The sequence below is a fragment of the Amycolatopsis sp. TRM77291 genome (genome assembly GCF_054166285.1).
Map to the genome: position 1 here is coordinate 4470566 of NZ_JBSZHF010000001.1, position 22624 is coordinate 4493189.

Annotated in this window: 23 protein-coding genes; 7 read left to right on the forward strand and 16 right to left on the reverse strand. The window is 69.2% G+C overall.

Annotated elements, in window-relative coordinates; genetic code table 11:
• Positions 1 to 20: 20 nt before the first annotated feature.
• Together ACXIZN_RS20565 and ACXIZN_RS20570 are read right to left on the reverse strand one after the other, a co-directional pair.
• On the reverse strand, positions 21 to 557 hold the full coding sequence (locus tag ACXIZN_RS20565) for a hypothetical protein (RefSeq protein WP_457956289.1): 537 nt from the start codon (positions 555 to 557) through the stop codon (positions 21 to 23).
• Positions 554 to 1627 carry an ImmA/IrrE family metallo-endopeptidase gene (locus tag ACXIZN_RS20570; RefSeq protein ID WP_457956291.1) on the reverse strand — a complete coding sequence of 358 codons (1074 nt, stop codon included), beginning with the start codon at positions 1625 to 1627 and terminating at the stop codon, positions 554 to 556. The genes ACXIZN_RS20565 and ACXIZN_RS20570 overlap by 4 nt, the downstream gene beginning before the upstream one ends.
• A gap of 122 nt (positions 1628 to 1749) precedes the next feature.
• Between ACXIZN_RS20570 and ACXIZN_RS20575 the strand changes: the two genes are divergently transcribed.
• The gene (locus ACXIZN_RS20575) at positions 1750 to 2106 is read left to right on the forward strand and encodes a DoxX family protein (protein ID WP_457956292.1); all 357 of its coding nucleotides are present in this window, start codon (positions 1750 to 1752) and stop codon (positions 2104 to 2106) included.
• On the opposite strand, the gene ACXIZN_RS20580 is transcribed toward ACXIZN_RS20575, so the two are convergent.
• The 4 genes from ACXIZN_RS20580 to ACXIZN_RS20595 all read right to left on the reverse strand — a co-directional run bounded on the left by ACXIZN_RS20580 (position 2094) and on the right by ACXIZN_RS20595 (position 6957).
• Positions 2094 to 2744 (reverse strand): hypothetical protein, encoded by a 651-nt coding sequence (locus tag ACXIZN_RS20580; protein WP_457956294.1) that lies wholly within the window; start codon positions 2742 to 2744, stop codon positions 2094 to 2096. The two genes, ACXIZN_RS20575 and ACXIZN_RS20580, sit on opposite strands and share 13 nt — an antisense overlap.
• Before the next feature lie 80 nt (positions 2745 to 2824).
• Positions 2825 to 5641: a vitamin B12-dependent ribonucleotide reductase gene (locus ACXIZN_RS20585; RefSeq protein ID WP_457956295.1), complete on the reverse strand. Its 2817-nt coding sequence runs from the start codon at positions 5639 to 5641 to the stop codon at positions 2825 to 2827.
• 34 nt (positions 5642 to 5675) lie between these two features.
• The gene (nrdR, locus tag ACXIZN_RS20590; RefSeq protein WP_034311932.1) at positions 5676 to 6164 is read right to left on the reverse strand and encodes a transcriptional regulator NrdR; all 489 of its coding nucleotides are present in this window, start codon (positions 6162 to 6164) and stop codon (positions 5676 to 5678) included.
• 298 nt (positions 6165 to 6462) lie between these two features.
• Positions 6463 to 6957, reverse strand: a complete 495-nt coding sequence (locus ACXIZN_RS20595; protein ID WP_457956297.1) for a LysM peptidoglycan-binding domain-containing protein — start codon at positions 6955 to 6957, stop codon at positions 6463 to 6465.
• A gap of 317 nt (positions 6958 to 7274) precedes the next feature.
• Here ACXIZN_RS20595 and lexA point away from each other — a divergent pair, with 317 nt between their 5' ends.
• The gene (gene lexA, locus ACXIZN_RS20600; protein WP_457956298.1) at positions 7275 to 7991 is read left to right on the forward strand and encodes a transcriptional repressor LexA; all 717 of its coding nucleotides are present in this window, start codon (positions 7275 to 7277) and stop codon (positions 7989 to 7991) included.
• A 76-nt stretch (positions 7992 to 8067) separates the two neighbouring features.
• Here lexA and ACXIZN_RS20605 read toward each other — a convergent pair whose 3' ends face one another.
• The 3 genes from ACXIZN_RS20605 to ACXIZN_RS20615 form a co-directional block, all read right to left on the reverse strand.
• Positions 8068 to 9081 (reverse strand): hypothetical protein, encoded by a 1014-nt coding sequence (locus ACXIZN_RS20605; protein WP_457956300.1) that lies wholly within the window; start codon positions 9079 to 9081, stop codon positions 8068 to 8070.
• A gap of 191 nt (positions 9082 to 9272) precedes the next feature.
• Complete coding sequence (gene hflX, locus ACXIZN_RS20610) at positions 9273 to 10703, reverse strand: GTPase HflX (protein ID WP_126734917.1); 1431 nt, start codon at positions 10701 to 10703, stop codon at positions 9273 to 9275.
• Between the two features lie 43 nt (positions 10704 to 10746).
• Positions 10747 to 11244 (reverse strand): ArsR/SmtB family transcription factor, encoded by a 498-nt coding sequence (locus tag ACXIZN_RS20615; RefSeq protein ID WP_457956301.1) that lies wholly within the window; start codon positions 11242 to 11244, stop codon positions 10747 to 10749.
• 61 nt (positions 11245 to 11305) lie between these two features.
• Between ACXIZN_RS20615 and ACXIZN_RS20620 the strand changes: the two genes are divergently transcribed.
• Positions 11306 to 12550, forward strand: a complete 1245-nt coding sequence (locus ACXIZN_RS20620) for an MFS transporter (RefSeq protein WP_457956303.1) — start codon at positions 11306 to 11308, stop codon at positions 12548 to 12550.
• On the opposite strand, the gene dapF is transcribed toward ACXIZN_RS20620, so the two are convergent.
• From dapF to ACXIZN_RS20635, 3 genes are read right to left on the reverse strand one after another with little or no spacing between them, the layout of a single operon-like run.
• Positions 12547 to 13371 (reverse strand): diaminopimelate epimerase, encoded by an 825-nt coding sequence (gene dapF / locus ACXIZN_RS20625; RefSeq protein ID WP_457956304.1) that lies wholly within the window; start codon positions 13369 to 13371, stop codon positions 12547 to 12549. The two genes, ACXIZN_RS20620 and dapF, sit on opposite strands and share 4 nt — an antisense overlap.
• Positions 13372 to 13381: 10 nt before the next feature.
• Entirely contained in the window at positions 13382 to 14284 is a 903-nt protein-coding gene (miaA, locus tag ACXIZN_RS20630) for a tRNA (adenosine(37)-N6)-dimethylallyltransferase MiaA (protein ID WP_457956306.1), read from the reverse strand.
• Complete coding sequence (locus tag ACXIZN_RS20635; protein ID WP_457956308.1) at positions 14281 to 14970, reverse strand: class III extradiol dioxygenase subunit B-like domain-containing protein; 690 nt, start codon at positions 14968 to 14970, stop codon at positions 14281 to 14283. The genes miaA and ACXIZN_RS20635 overlap by 4 nt, the downstream gene beginning before the upstream one ends.
• 234 nt (positions 14971 to 15204) lie before the next feature.
• Here ACXIZN_RS20635 and ACXIZN_RS20640 point away from each other — a divergent pair, with 234 nt between their 5' ends.
• The 3 genes from ACXIZN_RS20640 (at position 15205) to ACXIZN_RS20650 (ending at position 17466) form a co-directional block, all read left to right on the forward strand.
• The gene (locus ACXIZN_RS20640) at positions 15205 to 16518 is read left to right on the forward strand and encodes a DUF349 domain-containing protein (protein ID WP_457956309.1); all 1314 of its coding nucleotides are present in this window, start codon (positions 15205 to 15207) and stop codon (positions 16516 to 16518) included.
• Positions 16519 to 16530: 12 nt separating this feature from the next.
• Entirely contained in the window at positions 16531 to 16674 is a 144-nt protein-coding gene (locus tag ACXIZN_RS20645; RefSeq protein ID WP_457956310.1) for a putative Ig domain-containing protein, read from the forward strand.
• 339 nt (positions 16675 to 17013) lie between these two features.
• On the forward strand, positions 17014 to 17466 hold the full coding sequence (locus ACXIZN_RS20650; RefSeq protein WP_457956311.1) for a hypothetical protein: 453 nt from the start codon (positions 17014 to 17016) through the stop codon (positions 17464 to 17466).
• Here the strand turns inward: ACXIZN_RS20650 and ACXIZN_RS20655 are convergent.
• Positions 17463 to 17924, reverse strand: a complete 462-nt coding sequence (locus ACXIZN_RS20655) for an Rv2732c family membrane protein (RefSeq protein WP_192745566.1) — start codon at positions 17922 to 17924, stop codon at positions 17463 to 17465. The two genes, ACXIZN_RS20650 and ACXIZN_RS20655, sit on opposite strands and share 4 nt — an antisense overlap.
• Positions 17921 to 19402, reverse strand: a complete 1482-nt coding sequence (gene miaB, locus ACXIZN_RS20660; protein WP_457956312.1) for a tRNA (N6-isopentenyl adenosine(37)-C2)-methylthiotransferase MiaB — start codon at positions 19400 to 19402, stop codon at positions 17921 to 17923. The genes ACXIZN_RS20655 and miaB overlap by 4 nt, the downstream gene beginning before the upstream one ends.
• A gap of 49 nt (positions 19403 to 19451) precedes the next feature.
• Between miaB and ACXIZN_RS20665 the strand changes: the two genes are divergently transcribed.
• Positions 19452 to 20363 carry a TAXI family TRAP transporter solute-binding subunit gene (locus ACXIZN_RS20665; RefSeq protein WP_457956314.1) on the forward strand — a complete coding sequence of 304 codons (912 nt, stop codon included), beginning with the start codon at positions 19452 to 19454 and terminating at the stop codon, positions 20361 to 20363.
• On the opposite strand, the gene ACXIZN_RS20670 is transcribed toward ACXIZN_RS20665, so the two are convergent.
• Positions 20349 to 21746 carry a sensor histidine kinase gene (locus ACXIZN_RS20670; protein ID WP_457956316.1) on the reverse strand — a complete coding sequence of 466 codons (1398 nt, stop codon included), beginning with the start codon at positions 21744 to 21746 and terminating at the stop codon, positions 20349 to 20351. The two genes, ACXIZN_RS20665 and ACXIZN_RS20670, sit on opposite strands and share 15 nt — an antisense overlap.
• 4 nt (positions 21747 to 21750) lie before the next feature.
• The gene (locus ACXIZN_RS20675; protein ID WP_457960564.1) at positions 21751 to 22440 is read right to left on the reverse strand and encodes a response regulator transcription factor; all 690 of its coding nucleotides are present in this window, start codon (positions 22438 to 22440) and stop codon (positions 21751 to 21753) included.
• Positions 22441 to 22624 lie beyond the last annotated feature (184 nt).

Sequence of the window (22624 nt, forward strand, 5' to 3'; positions counted from 1 at the left end):
TCACATTCCGGGCGCGGGCATCACAACAATCCCTGACCACGGGCCCACTCGCCGAACTCGGCGCCGGTGCAAGGTAGCCGCATGCCTGTGTCCCGAACGGAGTCGATGAGGTTCCCAGCGGCGACCTCGGTCAACTTCCCATCCTGGCAGGCCCGCGCCAGAAGCCAGATCGTTCCGTGAACGTCCGGGCCGTACCGCCTGGCCACCCGGATCGCGGCCTGGTCATCGGTTATCGCCGTACAGTCCTCCAGCTCCGCGACCGCGAAAACGCTTGCCTCTCCCCGATCCCGCTCGCCCGCGCCGATCCTTTCCGCCCACTTCACGAAACATTCGAGTTCGCGGATCGTGTCGAGCCGGTGCACCTTGATCCATTCGAGGGCCAAAGCATCCTGCAGGGCGGGATGAGCCGCCGAGCCAAGGCGCAGTTCCTCGATGACCACATAGGTAGTACGACATTCATCGGAGATCAGCAAGTCCCGAAGGACGTCCAGCCGATCGGCACGCGCGAAGTGGTTCAAGCACATCGCGTCGAGAACCAGCGGACGAGAAGCGGTCACGAGCCGCTACCGGTTTCGACCTCCGGCAGATCCTCGATCTTGACCTCGCCGTGCATGAGCTCGACAGCTCTCGCAGGCGTGACGAAGTGCTGCCGCAACGCCTCCATTACCGCGTGGGCGTAGCTGGGAGGAACCCGTACCCCCTCAAGGTCGGGCTGCGGAACCCATCCGACGGCATCCCGGAGCTCCGCCCTCGTCGGCGCGTCGGAGAACCACTGCGTCACTCGATCTCCGTCGAGCAGACCGACGTGGCCGGCCTGGCGCACGGTAAGCGACCACGAAGTGCGGAAGACCGCGGACAGCTTGATCAGCTCACCACGCAGATCGCTCTTCGGTACTTGCTCCAGCACTTCGCACGGAAGCAGGAACTCCGCCGCGAACGCGTCGATGACGCGTTCCCTGTCTTCACGAGAAGTCGATACGCCGAGATCGGTCGAGTACTCGTCCCCCAGCACCAAGTGCCCCAGCTCATGGGCGGCGGTGGTCCGCCGTCTGCCCGGATCGGCCAGCCTGCTGACCACGGAAACGCCGAAATCCCCGTCCATCAGCGACGCTCCGTCGCCGGGGAGGTCCGACACCAGGACGTACTGCCCCGCTCGCTCACATTCCGCCATCAGTGTCCGGATCGGCTCTAGCCCCAGACCATGCCTGTTCCTGAGCCACAACGCGGCCTCACGTGCCCCCTGTGAATCTGTGACGGTTCTGTCGTACACCGCCGCCTTGCCCGGCTTGAGGAGGCCGAGGGCGATGACCTGACGAAGATCATCCAGCCAAGCCATCAACTTGGCTTCCAACCGGTAGGAATCCCTGGAGAGAGGACTATCCGTGTCATCGACAAGGCTGGTCCGCCTCGACAGCACGGCCGGCTGCTCGCGAAGGAAGTGCCCCATGGGCACCTTCAGCGCGGCAGCCAGCTTCGCCAGCTCGAGTGCGTCGATCTGCCGTCCCCCGGACTCGATCTTGGCGATCTTCGTGCGCTCCAAACCGACAGCGCTCGCCAAACCGGCTTGCGACATGCCCGCGGCCAACCGGCTCTCCCGGACGCGCTCGCCCACATCAGTCCATTCCACCTGACCAGTGTGGTGCGATTTTCGCACATTCGTCAAGTCGGAGGCCTGCCACCTGCGAAACCGTCTTGAACCGATTGTCCTGACCGCTGTCACATTCCAGGCCCGGGCCTCGTCCAGGAAGCATGTTCACCGCATACCTCATCGTGGCCATCGCGACGATCGCGATCAACGCCGGGATCGCCGCCGCCGATTTCGCGCGTGTCCCGTTCGTCCTCAAGAACTCCGCCGAGGTCGACGTCCCGCAATCGTGGATCCCGCCGCTGGCCTCACTGAAGGCCGCGGGCGCGGCCGGGCTGCTGCTCGGCCTGCTCGGGGTGCCGTACATCGGGACCGCGGCGGCCGCCGGGCTCGTGCTGTTCTACCTCGGCGCCGTCATCACTCACGTGCGCGCCCGCGTCCTCTACAACATCGCCTTCCCCGGCGGATTCCTCGCGCTGGCGGTGGCGACCTTCGTGCTCGATCTCGCTCAGGCCAGGTAGGGACCGAAGTGCCCGGCTACGACGTCCGCGATCGCCTCGGCGTCTCGTGAGCCGTCGATCTCCAGCACCCGGATGCCGAGATCCTTCGCGGTACGGACGGCGTCGTCGGCGACGAGCCGGTCCCGCTCGATCCGGTTGCGCTGCGCGCGTTCGGGGTCGCTGAGCCGGTGCGCCACCGAGCCGGCCCTGGGCAGCACGCGGAGCTGGTGCTCACGGAAATCGCCGGTGGGCACCAGCACGATCATCCGCCGTGGTGAATTTAGGAGAGGCGCGACCAATTCCGGGCGCAGCCCCCAGCCTTCGGCGAGGATCGGGCGCCCGGAGGCCAGCGCGCGCAGATCGTCCAGCGCCCATTCGAACCGCAGCGGGAAACCGGCGATCGTTTCGGCGGCCATCCGTTCGGGAGTGGTGTCCACCCAGACGGTCTCCGGGTCGGGATCCGCGGCGGGCAGTCCATTACGGACGCGGTGAGCGATGCGGCGATCTTGGTGAGCGCGGGCATCGTGGAAGTCGTAGTGGTAGACGGTGATGCCGTGGCGGCGCGCCAGCAGCCGGGACACGGTGGACTTTCCCGCCCACTGGCCGCCGCAGATCCAGAGCGCCTGCCTGAGCGTGCCGAACGGGTCGAGAATGGTCACGCGATCGCCTCCAGTGTCAGGAAAGGGCCGTTCAGGACACGTATCGTCCTGAACGACCCTTTCATGACATTCGCTGTGCGCTAGCTGCAGCCGGAGGTGGCGCCGCACCCTTCACATGCGTAGCACGATCCGGCGGGCCGCATCTTGGTGCCGCATGTCATGCAGAGCGGCGCGTCGGAGGCGGTGCCGAGGTTCAGTTCGACCAGTTCCGCCGTCGAGTGCGCCACCTTGGCGGGCTCCGCGGCGGAAGAGTCCACAGTGGACCGAAGGGCGTCGAGGTCGACGTTCTCCGGTTCGGCGGCGGGCGCCGTGCCGTAGTTCGCCTCGACCTGCGCCGAACGCTCGTCGGCGGTGAAGATGCCGAGCTGCGAACGCTTTTCGTAGGGCAGGTAGTCCAGCGCCAGCCTGCGGAACAGGTAGTCCATGACGCTGGTGGCGATGCGGATGTCGGGGTCGTCGGTCATGCCGGCGGGCTCGAAGCGCAGGTTCGAGAACTTCGAAACGTAGAACTCCAGCGGGATCCCGTGCTGCAGGCCGACGGAGATCGACATCGAGAACGCGTCCATCACGCCCGAGAGGGTCGATCCCTGCTTGCCGAGCTTCACGAAGATCTCGCCGAGGCCGTCGTCCGGGTACGAACCGGCGTGCAGGTAGCCCTCGGCACCACCGACGGTGAACGACACCGTCTGGCTCGGGCGCTTCTTCGGCAGGCGCTTGCGGACCGGCCGGTACTCGACGACCTTCTCGGCCTCGGGCTCGGCCTTCTCCTTCTTTCCGGTGGACAGCGGCTGGCCGACCTTGCAGTTGTCGCGGTAGATCGCGAGTGCCTTGAGGCCGTACTTCCAGCCCTGGAAGTAGATCTCCTCGACCTCTTCGACGGTCGCCGACTCCGGCATGTTGACCGTCTTGGAGATCGCGCCGGACAGGAACGGCTGCACCGCGGCCATCATCCGGACGTGGCCCATCGGCGCGATGGACCGCTCCCCCACCGCGCAGTCGAACACCTCGTAGTGCTCCTGGCGCAGGCCGGGAGCGTCGACGACGTGGCCGTGCTGGGCGATGTACTCGACGATCGCCTCGATCTGCTCGCCCTGGTAGCCGAGCGCGGCCAGGGCGCGCGGGACGGTCTGGTTGACGATCTGCATCGAGCCGCCGCCGACCAGCTTCTTGAACTTGACCAGAGAGAAGTCCGGCTCGATACCGGTCGTGTCGCAGTCCATCATGAAGCCGATGGTGCCGGTGGGAGCGAGCACCGACGCCTGCGCGTTCCGCCAGCCGCTGGTTTCGCCCAGTTCGATGCCGCGCTTCCATTCCTGGGTGGCGAGCGCGCGGACCGCGGCGTCGTTGGAGTGGTAGGTCCGCACCAGTTCGTTGGCGGCGGCGTGCTTGCGCATGACCCGCTGGTGCGCCTCGGCGTTGCGCGCGTAGCCCTCGTACGGCCCGACGACCGCGGCGAGTTCGGCGGAACGCCGGTACGAGACGCCGGTCATCAGCGAGGTGATCGCGGCGGCGAGCGCGCGGCCGCCGTCGGAGTCGTACGCGTGCCCGAGCGCCATCAGCAGGGCGCCGAGGTTCGCGTAGCCGATGCCCAGCTGGCGGAACTTACGGGTGGTGTCGCCGATCGCCTCGGTCGGGAAGTCGGCGAAGCAGATCGAGATGTCCATCGCGGTGATGACCAGCTCGACGGCCTTCGCGAACAGCGGCGCGTCGAAACCGCCGTCCTCGGTGGCGAACTTGAGCAGGTTCAGCGAGGCGAGGTTGCAGCTGGAGTTGTCCAGGTGCATGTACTCCGAGCACGGGTTGGACGCGGTGATCCGGCCCGATTCGGGGCAGGTGTGCCAATCGTTGATCGTGTCGTCGTACTGCAGGCCGGGGTCGGCGCATTCCCAGGCGGCTTGCGCGATCGTGCGGAACAGCTTCTTGGCGTCCACCCGGTCGATGACCTCGCCTGTCGTCCGGGACCGCAGGCCGAAATCGCCCTCGGTCTCGACGGCCTGCATGAACTCGTCGGAGACGCGGACCGAGTTGTTCGCGTTCTGGTACTGGACGGAGGCGATGTCCGAGCCGGAGAGGTCCATGTCGAACCCGGCGTCGCGGAGGACCTTGATCTTCTCCTCTTCGCGGGCCTTGGTCTGCACGAACTCCTCGACGTCCGGGTGGTCGACGTCGAGCACGACCATCTTCGCCGCGCGCCGCGTGGCGCCACCGGACTTGATGGTCCCTGCGGAGGCGTCGGCACCACGCATGAACGAGACCGGACCGGACGCGGTGCCGCCGGAGGACAGCAACTCACGCGAGGAACGGATCCTGGAGAGGTTCAGGCCGGCGCCGGAGCCGCCCTTGAAGATCAGGCCCTCTTCGCGGTACCAGTTGAGGATCGACTCCATGGTGTCGTCGACCGAAAGGATGAAGCACGCCGAGACCTGCTGCTTCGACGACGTGCCGACGTTGAACCACACCGGCGAGTTGAAGCTGAACACCTGGTGCAGCAGCATCCAGGTCAGCTCGTGTTCGAAGACCTCGGCGTCGGCGGGGCTCGCGAAGTAGCCGTGTTCGCGGCCGGCGTTCACGTAGGAGTGGACGACACGGTCGATCAGCTGCTTGAGGCTCTGCTCGCGCTGCGGTGTCCCGACGGCGCCGCGGAAGTACTTGCTGGTGACGATGTTCGTCGCGTTGACCGACCAGAAGCCGGGGAACTCGACACCGCGCTGCTCGAAGTTGACCGTCCCATCGCGCCAGTTCGTCATCACGACGTCCCGGTTCTCCCAGGTGACCTGGTCGTACGGGTGGACGCCCTCGGTGGTGAAGACACGCCGCACGGTCAGCCCGCCGGCCTGCTTCTTCTTCCCGCTCGTCCGCGTTGTGGCCGGGTTGCCTGTTCCCACGGTCTCGGTCATGGGTCTTTCCCTCACTCCCACGCGGGAGGCGGCATCAGCCGTCTTTCGCGTCTTGATCGCTCTCGTCCGGTGTGGCAGCCATGGCCTCACGAAGGTCCGAGATCTCCTTCTCGAAGTCCTCGACCGAGGAGAAGGAGCGGTAGACACTGGCGAACCGGAGATAGGCGACGCCGTCGAGTTCGCGCAGGGGGCCCAGGATCGCCAGGCCGACCTCGTGACTCGGGATCTCCGCCAGCCCCGCCGACCGGATCGACTCCTCGACCCGCTGCGCGAGCTGCTGCAGCGCGTCGTCGTCGACCGGCCTGCCCTGACAGGCGCGGCGCACCCCCCGGACCACCTTGTCCCGGCTGAACTGCTCGGTGACCCCGGATCGTTTGACGACGGCGAGCACCATCGTCTCCGAAGTGGTGAAGCGCCGGCCGCAAGCGGCGCACGAGCGCCTCCGCCGGATCGCCTGACCCTCATCCACCTCTCGGGAGTCGACGACCCGAGAGTCCGCATGCCGGCAGAACGGGCACCTCATCCGCCGATCACCTTCCCCTCCGCGCCGGCCGGTCCCGAATGGACGCCCGTTCCCGCCGCCACGCAACGGCGAAAGATCGACATGTGGATCGATCTGTGGACATCCGGTGGGTGAACACCGGCCAGCTGTGGACAACTGGTACCGAGTCTACCCCAAGCTATGGACCAACTACAGCCATGTAACTACTACATATAGCGGTGGAGACTAGGGTGAGGTCCGGGCGCGCGCAAGCGCGACGGCCGGGTCCGTCAGACACGAATGAGGAGCTCACCCACGAGGGGTGAGAACGGCACGAGGATCACCTCCCGCCTTCCGCCACCTCGGCCGCGACCGGCACCGTGAGCGGCAATCCGGGGACGAGAACGGCGTCTTCCAGGGAGTTGAGCTCCTTGATCTTGGCGACGACCGCGCCGGTGTCACTTCCTGGCGCGAAACGCGCCGCCAGCTCCGTCAGGGTGTCCCCCGCGGAAACGGACACCGTCGTGGTCCGTTCGGGCACCGCGGCGCCGGGAACCCCGGCCAAGAACAGACCCAATCCGGTGACGACTCCGGCGACGAGCAGGGCCATCGTGGCGAGCGACGGCCACCTGAGCGGGAGCCGTCGCGGCGCCGGGCACGCCGGGGAGGCGGTGGCGACACCGGGACGGCGGCCCGCCACGACCCGCGCCCTGGTCGGCGGGCGCAAGGGCTCGGCACGCCCGCCCCGCATCACCCGCACGGACCGGGTCACCCCTGCCGGAACGGACCTGGGGGAACTGGGCCGCACCAGTCCTCGATCGGCCAGAATCGACATCGGAACCTCCTCGCAACTCCTGCTGCGCTCGCGCCGGGCCGGGACCCGGCGATCAAGATCGAACAGGCGTTCTATCGAACGCCCGTGCGAATGTGTACCACCTCCCACCGACAAAAATCGAGCGACACGGCGTGTCCATCGAACAGATGTTTGAAATCGTCGTCCCGGCGGGCTAACGTCGTTGACCAGGGCGTCTGCTGCGCGGACGCCGCCGGTGCCGTGGGCGTGAAGATCGTCCGCCACCGGCGAAGACACGCGAAGTCGGTCCGGGCGACCGGACGTACTGGGAGGCGACGCAGAGATGAAGGAGCGATACGGTGGCTAAGGAGAGCAAGGCGGGGAACGCGCCTAGGCGCTCGGGCAAGGTGCGCGCCTTGCCCGAGGTCTACGAGGTGGACGAGACCCTGACCGTGCGGCAGCAGCAGGTGCTCGACGTGATCAAACTGTGGGTGAGCCGGTTCGGCTACCCGCCGAGTGTGCGTGAGATCGGCGAGGCGGTCGGGCTGACCTCCACTTCGTCGGTGTCGCACCAGTTGCAGGCCCTGCAGCGCAAGGGTTATCTGCGACGCGACCCCAACCGCCCGCGTGCGGTGGGAGTGCTCGCCACGACGGACGACAACCCGATGGGCATCGACGTCGAGCAGCCCCAGTCCGCCGCGAAGGCCGCGTACGTGCCGCTCGTCGGCCGGATCGCCGCCGGTGGGCCGGTGCTGGCGGAGCAGGCGATCGAAGACGTCTTCCCGCTGCCGCGGGAGATCGTCGGCGAGGGTGAGCTCTTCCTGCTGAGCGTCACCGGTGACTCGATGGTCGACGCCGCCATCACCGATGGCGACTGGGTCGTCGTGCGCCAGCAGCCCACGGCTGATCCGGGCGAGATCGTGGCGGCGATGATCGACGGCGAGGCGACGGTCAAGACGTTCAAGCGCAAGGACGGCCACATCTGGCTGATGCCGCACAACGAGGCGTACGACCCCATCCCGGGTGACGACGCCACGATCCTCGGCAAGGTCGTCGCCGTTCTTCGCAGGCTGTAGTCCAGAGCCGGAGCACGCCGGGATCCCGGGTCATCCGACCCGGGTCAGACTCGGCAGCTTCGGCAGCCCCACTCGGTCAGGCGCGCCGCTTGCGCAGCCTGCCGACCAGCAGAAGGCCGCCGATCACGACGACCGCGGCGATCCCGGCCTGCACGTACGGGAAGCCGGACCCCTGGCCAGAGCCACCGGCCGCGGAGGTCCCGCCCGACGTGCTGCCCTCGGATTTCGCCGCGTCCACGGCGAGCGCGGCCGCGCCCTTCACCGCACGGATCTGCTCCCCGACGCCCTCCCCGCCGGACAGCAGCGTCCCGTCCGGATCGAAGGCGATCGCCTCGCCCTGCTTCTCGTTCGGCAAGGGCACGCGCACGGGTTCGCGCTGCAGCGCGCTCTTCAGGTCTCCGTCGGTGACGGCGTAGAGGTAGGCGTCGGTGTAGGTACGCAACGCGACCACCGAGCCGTCGGCCATCGAAGCCGCGCCGGTCACCGTCATCGATCCGATCGACCCGACGGGTCCGCCCGGCGTCGAGGTCTCCTTGATCTGCAACGACCCCACGCTCTCCAGCGGGGTCGGGCCGGGGCTGGCGAGCGGTCCCGTCGGCCGGTACACCTTCGCGTCGCCGAAGACGTCCTTGGTGATCAGGTACGGCGTGCCGGAGCGGTCCATGATCAGCGCTTCGACGTCGTGCTGCCCGTCGGGATAGGTGAGCCGGTGCAGCGTGGCCTTGCCCTGGGGGGTCAGCGAGATCAGCGCGACCGTGTCCCGCTTCTTGCGGTTGTCGCCGGTGTCGGAAAGCCAGAAGGTGCCGTCGGCGGTGCGGGCCAGGTCTTCGGGATCGTAAGGGTCCGTCGCGGCCGAGATGACCTTCTGGACCTTGCAGTCGCGACCGAGGACGAAGATCTGCGTCTTGGTGCCGCCGTCGTTGAGGGCGTACAGGTGATCACCGTCGGAGACCAGTCCGGACAGTTCACCGAGCCGGGATTCGCTGTTCTTGCACACCGGCTGCGGCGCCGGGACCTCCTGCGCCATGGCGGGAGCAGTCCCGCCGATGAACGCCGCCAGCACGGCCGCGGCCGCGACAATCCCCCGCACATCCACCTCCGAACCGTGGAACCCCTGAAGCCCCACACTACGGAGACGTCCGGGACGGCGCGCAGTTCGGTGCGGACGCCGAGATGGGGCGGAATGTCGTGAAGGCCACTTTCAGCGCCGAGCAGGCACTAGGTAAGTGAAGGCCCCCTTCACTGCGTCCAACGCAATGAAGGGGGCCTTCACTTACTTGCTTACAGAGCCGAGTTCGTCTGGAAGTCGCTCAGCGCCGCGGCCAGTTCGGGCCTGCCGCGGACGACCAGGCGCGTACCGGTCTCGACGTGCTCTTCCTCCAGCACCTCGCCATCGGCGTGGGCACGGGAGACGAGTTCGCCTCGCGAGTACGGGATCAGCACCTCGACCACGACCTCCGGCCTCGGCAGCCGCTCCGCGATCACCTCGGCCAGCTCCGTGATCCCGGTGCCGGTCCGCGCCGACACCTGCACCGAACCGGCCAGCTGGTGCCGCAACCGGGCCAGTGACACCTCGTCGGCGGCGTCGGCCTTGTTGATCACCAGCAGCTCCGGCGGGAGCGGCTCGGAACGGCGCTTCGTGATCTCGGCGAGCACTTCGCGCACCGCGTTGACCTGCTCTTCCGGCGTCGGGTCGGAACCGTCGACGACGTGCACGAGCAGGTCGGCGCTCGCCGCCTCCTCCAGCGTCGAGCGGAACGCGTCCACCAGCTGGTGGGGCAGGTGCCGGACGAAACCGACGGTGTCGGTCAGCGTGTAGGTGCGGCCGTCCGGGGTCTGCGCCCGCCGGGTCGTCGGGTCCAGCGTGGCGAACAGCGCGTCCTCCACCAGCACCCCGGCGCCGGTCAGCGCGTTGAGCAGGCTCGACTTGCCGGCGTTCGTGTAGCCGACGATCGCGACGCTCGGCACCTCGTTGGCCACCCGGCGACCGCGTTTGGTCTCGCGGATGGTGTCCATCGCGGCGATCTCGCGGCGCAGTTTCGACACGCGCTTGTTGATCCGCCGCCGGTCGGTTTCGAGCTTCGTCTCACCCGGACCGCGCAGACCCACACCACCGTTGGCGCCACCCGCGCGGCCACCGGCCTGCCGGGACAGTGCCGCACCCCACCCGCGGAGGCGCGGGATCAGGTACTGCAGCTGGGCCAGCTCGACCTGCGCCTTGCCCTCCTTGGAGCGGGCGTGCTGCGCGAAGATGTCGAGGATCAGGGCGGTGCGGTCGATGACCTTCACCTTGACCTTCTCCTCCAGCTGGCGCAGCTGGCCGGGCGAAAGCTCCCCGTCGCAGATCACCGTGTCGGCACCGGTGGCCGCCACGATCTGGCGAAGTTCCTTGACCTTGCCCGAGCCGATGTAGGTGGCGGGATCCGGGCGGATCCGCCGCTGCACCAGGCCTTCCAGCACCTCGGAGCCGGCCGTTTCGGCCAGCCGGGCGAGTTCGGCGAGCGAGGCTTCGGACTGGAGGGCGCTGCCCTCGGTCCACACACCGACCAGAACGACGCGCTCCAGGCGCAGCTGCCGGTATTCGACCTCGGTGACATCCGCGAGTTCGGTGGACAGGCCCGCTACCCGGCGGAGCGAGGCGCGGTCCTCGAGCTCCAGTTCGCCGGTCGATGGGTCCATGTCGTTCAGATCGTTGTGTGTCAGTTCCGTCATCGTGCCTCCATGGTCCCACGTTTCGGCGGCGGGACCGAATTCATTACCTGCTGGGATACTTCGACAGGTAGATGGCCGTGCGTTTCGCGTCCGGGTCGGCCGGCCGGGAGATGAAGTCGTCGACGAGCTCCATCAGCCGTGTTTCGAACTCGGTGATCTGCTCGTCCGGTACCTGGACGACCAGGCGCGTCTGCTGCACCTCGTCGAATCCCACGTCGGCGATCTCGGCCAGGTAGGCCTCGAAGATCGCCTGATCGATCCCCCTGTCGCGGGAATCAAGATGCCAGGACAACCCGGTCGAGCGATACGGAATTTCTTTCGCGCCGCGCGTGCCGCGTCTCGGCGGGAGCGCTTCGAGGAACCCGGTGTCGACGAGCTTGCGCACGTGGTGCAGCGTCGTCGCGGGGTCCCGATCGAGCCGTTCGGCGAGTTCCTTGTTGGTCAGCGCCTCCGAGTACGTCAACCGGATGATGCGCAGCCTTATTCCGGAGGCCATGGCGGCGATCTCGGCCTCGGTGGCGGCACGGCGTGGAGTGGGCACGGGGACAGCCTAGAGCCGAAAGTGATTGACAGTTTCCAATCACTCACGCCAAGGTGGCGTCGTGCGCAGAGATTCCCTCTTCTTCCATGCGGACTTCCGGCGGCTCTGGGCGGGCGACACGGCCAGCCAGCTGGGCGCTTTCGCCGGGCACACCGTGATTCCCCTGCTCGCGGCCACCGTGCTGGCCGCGACGCCGTTCGAGATGGGGCTGCTGACCGCCGCCGAGACGATCGCGTTCTTGATCATCGGGCTGCCGGCCGGGGTGTGGGTGGACCGCATGCGGCGGCGGGCGCTGATGCTGCGGGCCGACTTCGTCCGTGCCGCGCTGCTGCTCACCATTCCACTCGCGTGGTGGGCAGGCGTGCTTTCGCTGACGCAGCTGATCGTGGTCGCCACGCTCGTCGGGGTCGCGACGGTGTTCTTCGACGTCGCCTACCAGTCCTATCTGCCGTCGCTGGTCGGCCGGGAACACCTGCTCGAAGGCAACGCGAAACTCCAGGCCAGCCAGTCGGTCGCGTTCCTGACCGGGCCGGGGGTCGGCGGCGGGCTCGTGCAGCTGGCGGGCGCGGCCAACGCCGTGCTGATGACCGGGGTGGGCTTCCTGACCTCCGCGCTGTGCCTGCTGCGGATCCGCACCGTCGAAGAAGTTCCCGAGCAGCATGAAGACGCGAAGCTGCTCCCCCAGATCGTCGAGGGACTGCGGTTCGTCTTCACCGACGCGGCTCTCCGCTCGATCGTCGCCTGCACCGCGACCGCGAACCTGTTCAACGGTGCCTTCACCGCGGTCGAAATCCTGTTCCTGAACCGGGAACTCGGCCTGTCACCGGCGGTCGTCGGCGTCGTGCTGGCGACCGGTGGCGTGGGCGGGATCATCGGGGCGATCCTGGCCGGGCGCATCACCCGGCGGATCGGGCAGGCCCGCTCGATCTGGTTCGTCCCCTTGCTGACCTGGCCGTTCCAGCTGCTGCTCCCGCTCGCCGCGCCGGGCTGGCGGATCGTGCTGTTCCCCGCGGCGCTGGCGATCGCGGGGTTCGGGATCATCGTCTACAACGTCGCGCAGGTGTCCTACCGGCAGGCCGTCTGCCCGGACCGGCTGCTCGGCCGCATGAACGCCAGCGTGCGCTTCGTGGTGTGGGGCATGCTCCCGCTGGGCGGACTGGTCGGCGGTGTGCTGGGTGAGGCGATCGGGATCCGGGGGACGCTGTGGTTCGTCGCGGTCGGCGAGGCGGCCGCGGTGCTGTGGGTGGTCTTCTCGCCGATCCGGAAGCTTCGTGACCTGCCGCGCGAACCGATCGCGGTGGGCTAGACGAGCCCTGCCCACCAGGTTTCGTCGAGTTCCCCGCGAGCGACGATCTCCGCCGGTCCGGTCAGCGTGGACCCGCCGCGGCGGACCTCGACCACCACGCGGCCGCCGGGGATGTCGACGGTCGCCTCACCGGTGTCGGTTCCGGCGAGGTGCAGCGCGGCGGCGACCGCGGCGACCGTGCCGGTGCCGCAGGACCGCGTCTCGCCGACACCGCGTTCGTGGACGCGCATCTTGAGCGCGTCGTCGCCCAGCAGATTGATGAACTCGAGGTTCACGCCTTCCGGGAACACGTCGGAGTCGAAGTCGGGCTGGTCGCGCAGGTCCAGCACGTCGACGTCGTCCTCGACGACCGACACCAGGTGGGGATTGCCGACGTTCACCGCGACGCCGGAGAACGGCTGCCCCGCGACCATCGTGACCGAAGTACCGGTGATCGTCGCCGGCCCCATCTGCACGGTCACCGATCCGTCCGCGTGCATCCGCACCGGCCGGTCGCCGGCGCGGGTGCCGATGACGAAGCCGCGCTCGGACACGAGACCGGAATCGACCAGGTGGCGGACGAAGACCCGGACACCGTTGCCGCACATCTCCGCGATGGACCCGTCGGCGTTGCGGTAGTCCATGAACCATTCGCCGCCGGATTCGACACCCAGTGCGGCCGACCGCACGATCCGGAGCACGCCGTCGGCGCCGAGACCACGCTGGCGGTCGCACAGCGCCGCCACCCGCGCTTCGGTCAGCTCGAGGCGGCCGTCGGGGTCGGGAAGCAGCACGAAATCGTTCTGTGTGCCGTGTCCCTTAAGGAATTCGATGCCGCCCATGGGCCCAAGATTACTGGGCCGTCGCTTCGAGGACGCGCTCGGCCAGCCGCTCCGAACCGCCGTCGAACCACTGGATCCGCTTGTCCCGCCGGAACCAGGAACGTTGCCTCCGCACGAACCTCCGGGTGGCCTGCGCGGTGGCCTCGGACGCGGCCTGGAAGTCGCCGTCGCCGTCGATGGCGGCGATCACCTGCTGGTAGCCCAGCGCCCTCGATGCGGTGAGCCCGTCGCGGAGCCCTTGGCCCAGCAACGTCCGGACCTCGTCGACGAGTCCTGCTTCGAACATGAGCTCCACGCGGCGATCGACGCGGGCGTCGAGCTCGGCAGGCTCGCGGTCGATGCCGATCAGGACCGTGTCGTAGCGCGCGGGCCCCGGTTTCGGCAGGTTCGCCGAGAACGGTTCGCCGGTGATCTGGATGACCTCCAGCGCGCGCACGATCCGGCGGCTGTTGGTCGGCAGGATGGCCGTGGCGGCCACGGGGTCGAGTTCCGTGAGCCGGGCGTGCATCGCGGCGACGCCGATTTCGTCGGCCTCGGCGGTCAACCGGGCGCGCACCTCCGGATCGGTGCCCGGGAACTTGAGGTCGTCGAGCACGGCTTGGACGTAGAGGCCCGACCCGCCGGTGAGGATCGGCACGCGTCCGGCGTCGAGGAGTTCTTCGATGCGCTGACGTGCGTCGCGCTGATACGCGGCGACGGACGCCGTCTCGGTGACGTCGAGGACGTCCAGCAGGTGATGCGGCACGCCCCGCCGTTCTTCGGGGGTCGCCTTGGCCGTCCCGATGTCCATCCCGCGGTACAGCTGCAACGCGTCCGCGTTGACCACCTCGCCCCCGAGGGTGAGGGCCAGTTCGACCGCCAGCGCGGTCTTCCCGGTCGCCGTGGGCCCGACGACCGCGACCGGCCGGATCACGCGTGCTCCCAGACCGCGACGTGGTAGCCGACGCCGAACGGCGCGGCGGAGTAGAGGACCTCGGCGGTCCAGTCCCCGTCCGCCGCGAGCCCGGCGAGAACCTGCCAGGGCGCGCGGCCGCCCGCCCCGAGTTCGGCCGCCAGGGCCGGGTCGAGCGCGGACAGCGCGCCCGTGTCGGCCTTGGCCAGCGCGTCACGGATCCCGGCGTCGAAATCCCCCGCGCGCTCGTCCTCGCCGCCGGGGGAACGCGGGCCGTGCCGGCTCGAACCGTCGCCGAGGACGAGCACCGCGGCGTGCTCCCCCAGCCTGCGGGCGAACTGTTCGCACTGGTCGGAGGGGGCGGCGGGGTCGACGAGGTGGACTCGGACGGACGACGCGCCGCAATGCTCACGAAGCCAGCCGGCGACGAGCGCGGGCAACGGCAGCTCGGTCTCGGGTGCCATCACCCGGCTGAGTGAGACTCCGAGGTCGACGCCGAAACCGCGGAAAGACCCGCTAGCGTGCTCCGGCACCTCGGGCGCCCCCGCGGCCGCGCCGACGACGACCCAATCCGGCGAAACGGCCGTCAGGCGCCTCGCGGCGGTGAGGCAGGCTTCGCGCAGCTCGGCGCACTCGTCCGCGGCTCCGGCGGCGAGTTCGGGGATGAGCAGCGGGGGTTGCGGGAGCAGGGCGACACGGCGGATCACGGCCGCCGACGTTACCTTCCCCGCCAACGAGGACCCGCAACCGACCGACACCGGGGGTCCACCGGAAGTAGGATCACTGCCCTCTGGTGGTTCATCCGGTTCCACGGTGGACGCTGAGCTGCTTGAATGCCGCAAGGGGTTGAAGCCCCGAAGCAAGACGGCAACGCATTACCCGGCCCCGCCGCTAGGCGGGGCGCCCGCGCCAGCGGGCGTACAGGCGATAAGGAGCCTGCGATGGCCCAGGAGAACACGTCCACCGGTACCCCGGCACCGCACCCGGTACCGCACGCGCTCGGTGGCGGGCACCCCGCACCCCCCGTGCCGCCCGCCGAGCCCAGCCCGTCCGCTTGGGGCAGGGTCGACGAAGAAGGAACGGTCTACGTCACCACACCCGACGGCGAGCGCGCGGTCGGTGTCTGGCAGGCCGGGAGCCCGGACGAGGGCCTGCTCCATTACGCGCGCCGCTTCGACGACCTGCGCACCGAGGTCGAGCTGCTGGAGACGCGGCTGGAGTCCGGCGCGGGCGATCCGAAGCACGCACTGGCGACGGCCACGCAGCTGCGTGACGGCCTGGCCGAAGCCGCCGTCGTCGGCGACATCGCCGCGCTGAGCGGCCGCATCGAGCAGGTCATCTCCCACGCCGAGAAGGCGCTGGCCGCGGCCAAGCAGGAGCGCGAGGAGGCCCGCGCGGCCGCCGTCGTCCGCAAGCAGGCCCTCGCCGACGAGGCCGAGAAGCTCGCCGCCGAATCGACCCAGTGGAAGGCCGCCGGCGACCGGCTGCGCGCCATCCTGGACGAGTGGAAGACCGTCAAGGGGGTCGACCGCAAGACCGACGACGAGCTGTGGAAGCGGTTCTCCAAGGCCCGTGAGGCGTTCAACCGGCGGCGCGGCTCGCACTTCGCCGAGCTCGACAAGCAGCGCGCGGGCGCCAAGCAACGCAAGGAAGAGCTGATCGCCGAGGCCGAAGCGCTCTCGGAGTCCGAGGACTGGGGCGAGACGGCGGGTCGCTACAAGGACCTGATGACCGAGTGGAAGGCCGCCGGCCGCGCCCCCAAGGACAGCGACGAGGCGCTGTGGCAGCGGTTCCGCGCGGCGCAGGACAAGTTCTTCGCCCGGCGGTCCGCGGTGTTCTCCGAGCGGGACGCCGAATTCGCGACCAACGCGCAGCAGAAGGAAGAGCTGCTCGTCGAAGCCGAGAAGATCGACCCCGCCGCGAACCTCGAGGCGGCGAAGCAGCACATGCGGCGCATCCAGGACCAGTGGGATGAGATCGGCAAGGTCCCGCGCGAGCGCATCCGCGAACTGGACGGGCGGCTGAAGGCCGTGCAGGACGCGATCAAGGCGGCCGAGGACAGCAAGTGGCGCCGGACCGACCCGGAGGCGCAGGCCAGGGCGGCGCAGTTCCGCGAGCGGGTCGAGCAGTTCGAGTCGCAGGCGGCGAAGGCCCGTGCGGCGGGCGACGAGCGGCGCGCGAAGAAGGCGGACGAGCAGGCCGCGCAGTGGCGTGAGTGGCTCGAGGCGGCGGAAGCGGCCATCGCGGACCGGTAGGTCTCAAAGCGCGTGAAGGCCCCCTTCCCTCGGCTGAGCCGAGGGAAGGGGGCCNTGGTCGCGCCCTTCCAACGGGGCACGTACCCGGTGACCGTCACCGCGACGGACTCGGCGGGTAAGACCGCCACGGCGACCTACACCCTCACCGTCCAGTAAGCAAAGCGCGTGAAGGCCCCCTTCCCTCGGCTGAGCCGAGGGAAGGGGGCCTTCACGCGCTTGGCGAGAGGGTTCAGGTGATCGCGGGCGGTCGGCTTCGCACCTGCTACGGAGGTCGCGAAGGCCACTTTCGAGACGTCTGATGTCCCGAAAGTGGCTTTCGCGACCCGGGTGCCGGACTGGTCGGCGGCGTGTTGCGAACGCCACTTTCGCAACGTTGAAGGTTGCGAAAGTGGCTTTCGCAACACTGGCGCGCGGGTCACTCCACTGTGGAGGGACGCGTCGCACGTTCGCGCGTATTCGAGCGCTCTCCGCGCTCAACCGTGGTCGACTTCGATCATGAACCAGACACTGATTCCCCCAGTACGCCGGGCGTTCGCCGCCCTGGCGATCAGTTGTGCTCTGGTGGCCGGGCTCGCCCCGGCCGCGGCGGCGACCGGTTCCCCGGCACCGCTCCCGGCCTCCTCCGAAGCCGGAAAGAAGAAGGTCAAGCTCGACGCCTCGCTCAGCAAGAAGCAGGTCAAGGTCAACGAGAAGGTCACCCTCAAGGGGACCCTGCAGGCACAGGAAGGCACCGACGGCACGGACAGCCTCGAAGCGATCATCGTGCAGCAGCTTCAGGGCAGTGTCTGGGTGAACATCGCCGACACGACCTGCCGGCCCAACTCGACGTTCTCCCTGAAGCTGAGCTTCTCTTTCAGCGCGGTGGTCACGCTGAGGGCTTATCACCCGGAAACGACGCTCTACGCGAGCGCGTACACGTCCAGCAACCTCACCTTGCGGGTCGGCTAGCTTCGCGAGAACGCGGCCCGCATCCAGTAGATGGCCAGCGCGACGGTGGCGATCCAGGCGACGATCAGCCCGAAGCCCGGACCGCCACCGACCGCGCCGGTCGCGTTCGAGGACTGCTGGGACCAGATCGCGAGCATCCCGTCGACGGAGGCGAACCAGCCGCCCGCGGCGCAGACCCAGGCCAGCCACCAGCGCCGGGTCACCAGCGTGACGGCGGAGACGAACACCCCGACCCCGGTGGAGGTCGCGGCGAACAACTGCGGGATCCCGCCGCCCCTGCCGAGCAGCACCTCCCAGCCGGCGTGCTCGCCGACCCAGGGCAGCAGCTGGGCGACCAGCAGCACGAACACCAGCACGGCGATGGTGAACCCGCGCCTGCCCAGTTCGATCGTCTTGGCCGCGCGTTCGCCGACCTCGTCGATCTCGGCGGCGAGTTCGTCGATCTTCGGTTCGGTCACAGTGCACACCCGCTCACCGGTTCCGGCGTGACGGCCGGGGCACCGAAGCCCGGCAGGCCCAGCGTCACGCCGTTGGTCTTCGGCCGCAGCCCGGCCTCGGAGTTGTCGCCCGCCTTGGTGCGGCGATGCGACAGCAGGTCGCCGTCGGCGACGAGATGGTGCGGAGCGCCGTAGGTCACCACGGTCTCGACGACGTCGCCGGGCCGCACCGAACGGTCCACGAGCGGTCCGGTCGGCGTGAAGTGGACGAGCCTGCCGTCCCGGGCGCGGCCGCTCATGCGCTGGGTCTCGGTGTCCTTACGGCCTTCGCCGGAGGCCACCAGCAGCTCGACGCGCCGTCCGACGATCTTCTTGTTCTCGTCCCAGGAGATGTCGTTCTGCAGCTTCACGAGCCGTTCGTAGCGCTCCTGCACGACCTCCTTCGGCAGCTGCCCGTCCATCTCGGCGGCGGGCGTGCCCGGCCGGATCGAGTACTGGAAGGTGAACGCGCTGGAGAACCGCGCCTGCGCGACGACGTCGAGCGTCGCCTGGAAGTCTTCCTCGGTCTCGCCGGGGAAACCGACGATGATGTCGGTGGTGATCGCGGCGTCGGGCATCGACTCGCGCACGCGGTCGAGGATCTTGAGGTACCGCGCGGAACGGTAGGACCGCTTCATCTCGCGCAGCACCCGGTCCGAACCGGACTGCAGCGGCATGTGCAGCTGGTGGCACACGTTCGGCGTCTCGGCCATGGCGTCGATGACGTCCTCGGTGAACGCCGCCGGATGCGGCGAGGTGAACCGGACGCGTTCCAGCCCGTCCACCGAACCGCAGGCGCGCAGCAGCTTCCCGAACGCGAGCCGGTCGCCGAATTCGACGCCGTAGGAGTTCACGTTCTGGCCCAGGAGGGTCACTTCCAGCACGCCTTCGGCGACGAGCGCCTCGACCTCGGCGAGGATCTCGCCGGGGCGGCGGTCGCGTTCCTTGCCGCGCAGCGCCGGGACGATGCAGAAGGTGCAGGTGTTGTTGCAGCCGACCGAAATCGACACCCAGCCCGCGTACGCCGAATCGCGCTTCGCCGGGAGCGTCGAAGGGAAGGTCTCGAGCGATTCGAGGATCTCGACCTCGGCCTCGGCGTTGTGCCGCGCGCGCTCCAGCAGCGTCGGCAGCGAACCGATGTTGTGCGTGCCGAAGACGACGTCGACCCAGGGCGCGCGCTTGACGATCTCGCCGCGGTCCTTCTGGGCGAGGCAGCCGCCGACGGCGATCTGCATGTCCGGCTTCGCCGTCTTCTGCGGGCGCAGATGGCCGAGGGTGCCGTACAGCTTGTTGTCCGCGTTCTCCCGCACCGCGCAGGTGTTGAACACGATCAGGTCGGGTGTGGCCTCGCCGTCACCCGGAACGTAGCCGGCGTCCTCGAGCTGCCCGGCAAGACGTTCGGAGTCATGCACGTTCATCTGGCAGCCGAAGGTGCGGATCTGGTAAGTGCGCGCGCTCATCTCGCCTTCGAGGGTACGCGGGCGGGGTTACATGGCACGATCGACCCTCATGAGGAGACCAGGGGTGCTCGCGGTGGTGCTCGCCGTGGTCTGCGCCCTGGTCACCGGGTGCGGGCCCGATCTCTCCGGGACGAAGGTGCGGATCGCGGCGGGGCTCAACGGCGGCGTCTACGACAAACTGGCCGAGGCGCTGGCCGACGCGTGGGCCGCGCAGCTGGACACCGAGCGGCCGGTGATCCAGGAGACCCAGGGCTCGCCCGACAACGTCGGACGGGTGCGGGCGGGGAAGGCCGACGTCGCGTTCGTGGCGGCCGACGTGGCCGCCGACGACACCGCCGGGCTGGCCGCGCTGGCCCGGGTGCACGACGACTATCTGCACGTCATCGTCCGCGCCGACTCGTCGATCAGGTCGTTCGCGCAGCTGCGCGGGCACAAGGTCGCGATCGGTTCGCCGGATTCGGGTGTCGAGTTCCTGTCGAAGCAGCTGCTGAAGGCGTCGGGGCTGACCGGCGCGATCGACCGGCGCAATCTCGGCCTCCCCGAGGCGCTGCCCGCGCTGGAGAACCGGCAGATCGACGCCGTCATCTGGTCGGGTGGCCTGCCGACGCCGTCGATCACCGAGAAGGTGCACACGGTCGGCCTGCGGCTGCTCGACATCACCGATCTCGCCGACGCGCTGCGCGCCACCAGCCCGGTGTACCGGACGGCGACGATCCCGGTGACGGCCTACAACCTGCCGTCGCCGGTGACCACGCTCGTGCTGCCGAACTTCCTGGTGGTGCCGGCGTCGATGCGCGACGACGTCGCCGAGGCGCTCGTGCGCGGGCTGTTCGACGCGCGGGACCAGCTGGTCAAGGCGGCGGGCGCGGCGTTGTCGATCGACATCCACCCCGCGATCGAGACCTCTCCCCTGCCGCTGCATCCAGGCGCGTTGCGCTACTTCAGATCACTCAAGGATTAGCGGCAGGGTCACGGTCACCTGGAGGCCGCCGCCTTCGGGTGAACCGAGCCGCAGCGAACCGTCCGATCGGGCCAGGATCTCGGTGACGATCGCCAGGCCGAGGCCGGATCCGGGCACGTTCTGATGCGCGGTGCTGCGCCAGAACCGGTCCGCCGCGCGGTCCAGCTCGTCTTCGCGCAGGCCGGGGCCGTGGTCGCGGACGGCGATGTCGACCTTCCCGTCCGCGGTGGTGACGTCCACCCGCACCTCGGTGCCCGGCTCGGTGAACTTGAGCGCGTTGTCCAGCAGCGCGTCGAGGACCACTTCGAGGCCGCGGGCCGGGGTGAGCACCCGCAGCCCGCCGCCCAGCCCGGTCGCCACCAGCGTGATGTCGCGTGCCGCGCCGACCACCGTCCAGTCGGCGACCCGGGCGCCCACCACCTCGTCGAGGCCGACCGGCACCAGTTCGCCGCCGGAGGCCTCGGCGCGGGCCAGCGACAGGAGTTCGTCGAGGATCTGGTTGAGCCGTCGCGCGTCGACGACGGCGGCTTCGAGGTCGGCCGCGGCGAGGTCGTCGTCGACGTGGCCGTCGAGGTTGCCGAGCCGGATCTTCAACGCGGTCAACGGGTTCCGCAGCTGATGGGAGGCGTCGGCGACGAACGCGCGCTGCGCCGACAGTGCCTCGTCGACGCTGGCGGCCATCCGGTCGAAGGACCGTTCGAGCTGCCGCAGTTCCGGCGGCCCGCCGGTCTCCCCCACCCGTTTGACCTCGCGGCCGCTGACCACGGAGGCGACCAGTTCGCCGGTGGCGTCGTCGAGCCGCCGGACCGGCCGCAGGATCCAGCGCACCACCGGCACCGCGACCAGCAGCGCGAGCCCGAACGCCAGCACCGCGCCCGCCGCGATGAGCACCCACCACCACAGCAGTTCGGTGCGGGCCTTGCCGGTCGAGGAGACGGTGATGACCGCGCCCCGCACCTCGCCGTCGATCAGGATCGGCTCGGCCAGCACCAGCGGCTCGGTGTTCCACGGCATCAGCAGCGGTCCGGGTTCCGAGCGCCGCCCGGCCAGCGCCTGCTGCAGATGGGAGGCGATGACGGGGTCCTTGAGCTCGATCCCCACCTCGCCGGGCCCGCCGGCCACGGCCTCGCCGTCCTGGTCGACGATCGCCACCGGCACGTCGTAGACCTCGGTGTAGCGATGGAGCTCGTCCACGATCAGGTCCGGCCGGTTCTCCACCAGCGGCCGCTGGGCCAGCGACGCGAACCGGGAGGTGTCGGTGAGGCGGTCGAGGAAGAGGTCGAGCTGCACACTGGCCGCCACGCTGAGCGCGAGCGGGATGCCGAGGCCGAACACGAGCGCCGCGACCAGCGTCAGCACGATCGCCTGGAGGCGGACGCGCACCGGCTCAGCCCTCTTCGGCCGGACCGTAGGCGCCGCCGAGGCGGTACCCGACGCCACGAACGGTCTCGATCAGCGCGGGCCTGCCCAGTTTGGTCCGCAGGGTGGCGACGTGGACGTCGAGCGACCGGCTCTCCGCCGGGCCGCGGTGTCCCCAGACCTCGTTCAGCACGTGATCACGGGCGCAGACCGCGCCGCGGGCGGTGACCACCAGCGCTAGCACCTGGAATTCCTTGCGGGACAACGAAATCGGCTGTCCGTCGACCTGCACCTCATGGCGCCCGATATCGACCGAGACGTCACCCGCCCGAATGACGCCCGGCGGTTCGGGCGCGGCGGGCCGCTCCCCGCGGCGACGGCGCACGGCCTCGACGCGGGCGACCAGTTCGTCGACGTCGTAGGGCTTGACCAGGTAGTCGTCGGCGCCGGACCGCAGCCCCTGGATCCGGTCGTCGACCTCGCCCCGCGCCGAAACGACGATCACCGCGACGTCGCTGACCGCCCGGATCCGGCGGCACAGCACGATCCCGTCGATGTCGGGGAGCCCGAGGTCGAGCAGCACAACGTCGACCTCGTGCACCAGATCGAGCACCCCGGCGCCGGAGGCCAGGCGTTTGATCGTCAGGCCGCGCCGGGTCAGCGCGGGCGTCAGGGCACCCGCGACCCGGTCGTCGTCCTCCACCAGCAGTACCCGCACCCGTGTTTTCCCTTTCACGCCGTCACCGCCACCGCGACGACTTGAAGAACGACTCTATGGGGTGAGTCACGTCTCGCGCTGCCCGTACCGCTGGGCCGGATGGACCTGTGAGGGACCCACTGCACCCGGTAATGGTCACGATGCGTCACAGATCTCGTGTGACCCCGGTTACGAGACACCCCCG

Bases quoted from the DNA above. Each gene is read 5' to 3' on its own strand.
- ACXIZN_RS20575 (WP_457956292.1), top strand. From the start codon at position 1,750: ATGTTCACCGCATACCTCATCGTGGCCATCGCGACGATCGCGATCAAC.
- ACXIZN_RS20585 (WP_457956295.1), bottom strand. From the start codon at position 5,641: ATGACCGAGACCGTGGGAACAGGCAACCCGGCCACAACGCGGACGAGC.
- nrdR (WP_034311932.1), bottom strand. From the start codon at position 6,164: ATGAGGTGCCCGTTCTGCCGGCATGCGGACTCTCGGGTCGTCGACTCC.
- ACXIZN_RS20595 (WP_457956297.1), bottom strand. From the start codon at position 6,957: ATGTCGATTCTGGCCGATCGAGGACTGGTGCGGCCCAGTTCCCCCAGG.
- hflX (WP_126734917.1), bottom strand. From the start codon at position 10,703: ATGACGGAACTGACACACAACGATCTGAACGACATGGACCCATCGACC.
- dapF (WP_457956304.1), bottom strand. From the start codon at position 13,371: ATGGGCGGCATCGAATTCCTTAAGGGACACGGCACACAGAACGATTTC.
- ACXIZN_RS20640 (WP_457956309.1), top strand. From the start codon at position 15,205: ATGGCCCAGGAGAACACGTCCACCGGTACCCCGGCACCGCACCCGGTA.
- ACXIZN_RS20650 (WP_457956311.1), top strand. From the start codon at position 17,014: ATGAACCAGACACTGATTCCCCCAGTACGCCGGGCGTTCGCCGCCCTG.
- miaB (WP_457956312.1), bottom strand. From the start codon at position 19,402: ATGAGCGCGCGCACTTACCAGATCCGCACCTTCGGCTGCCAGATGAAC.
- ACXIZN_RS20665 (WP_457956314.1), top strand. From the start codon at position 19,452: ATGAGGAGACCAGGGGTGCTCGCGGTGGTGCTCGCCGTGGTCTGCGCC.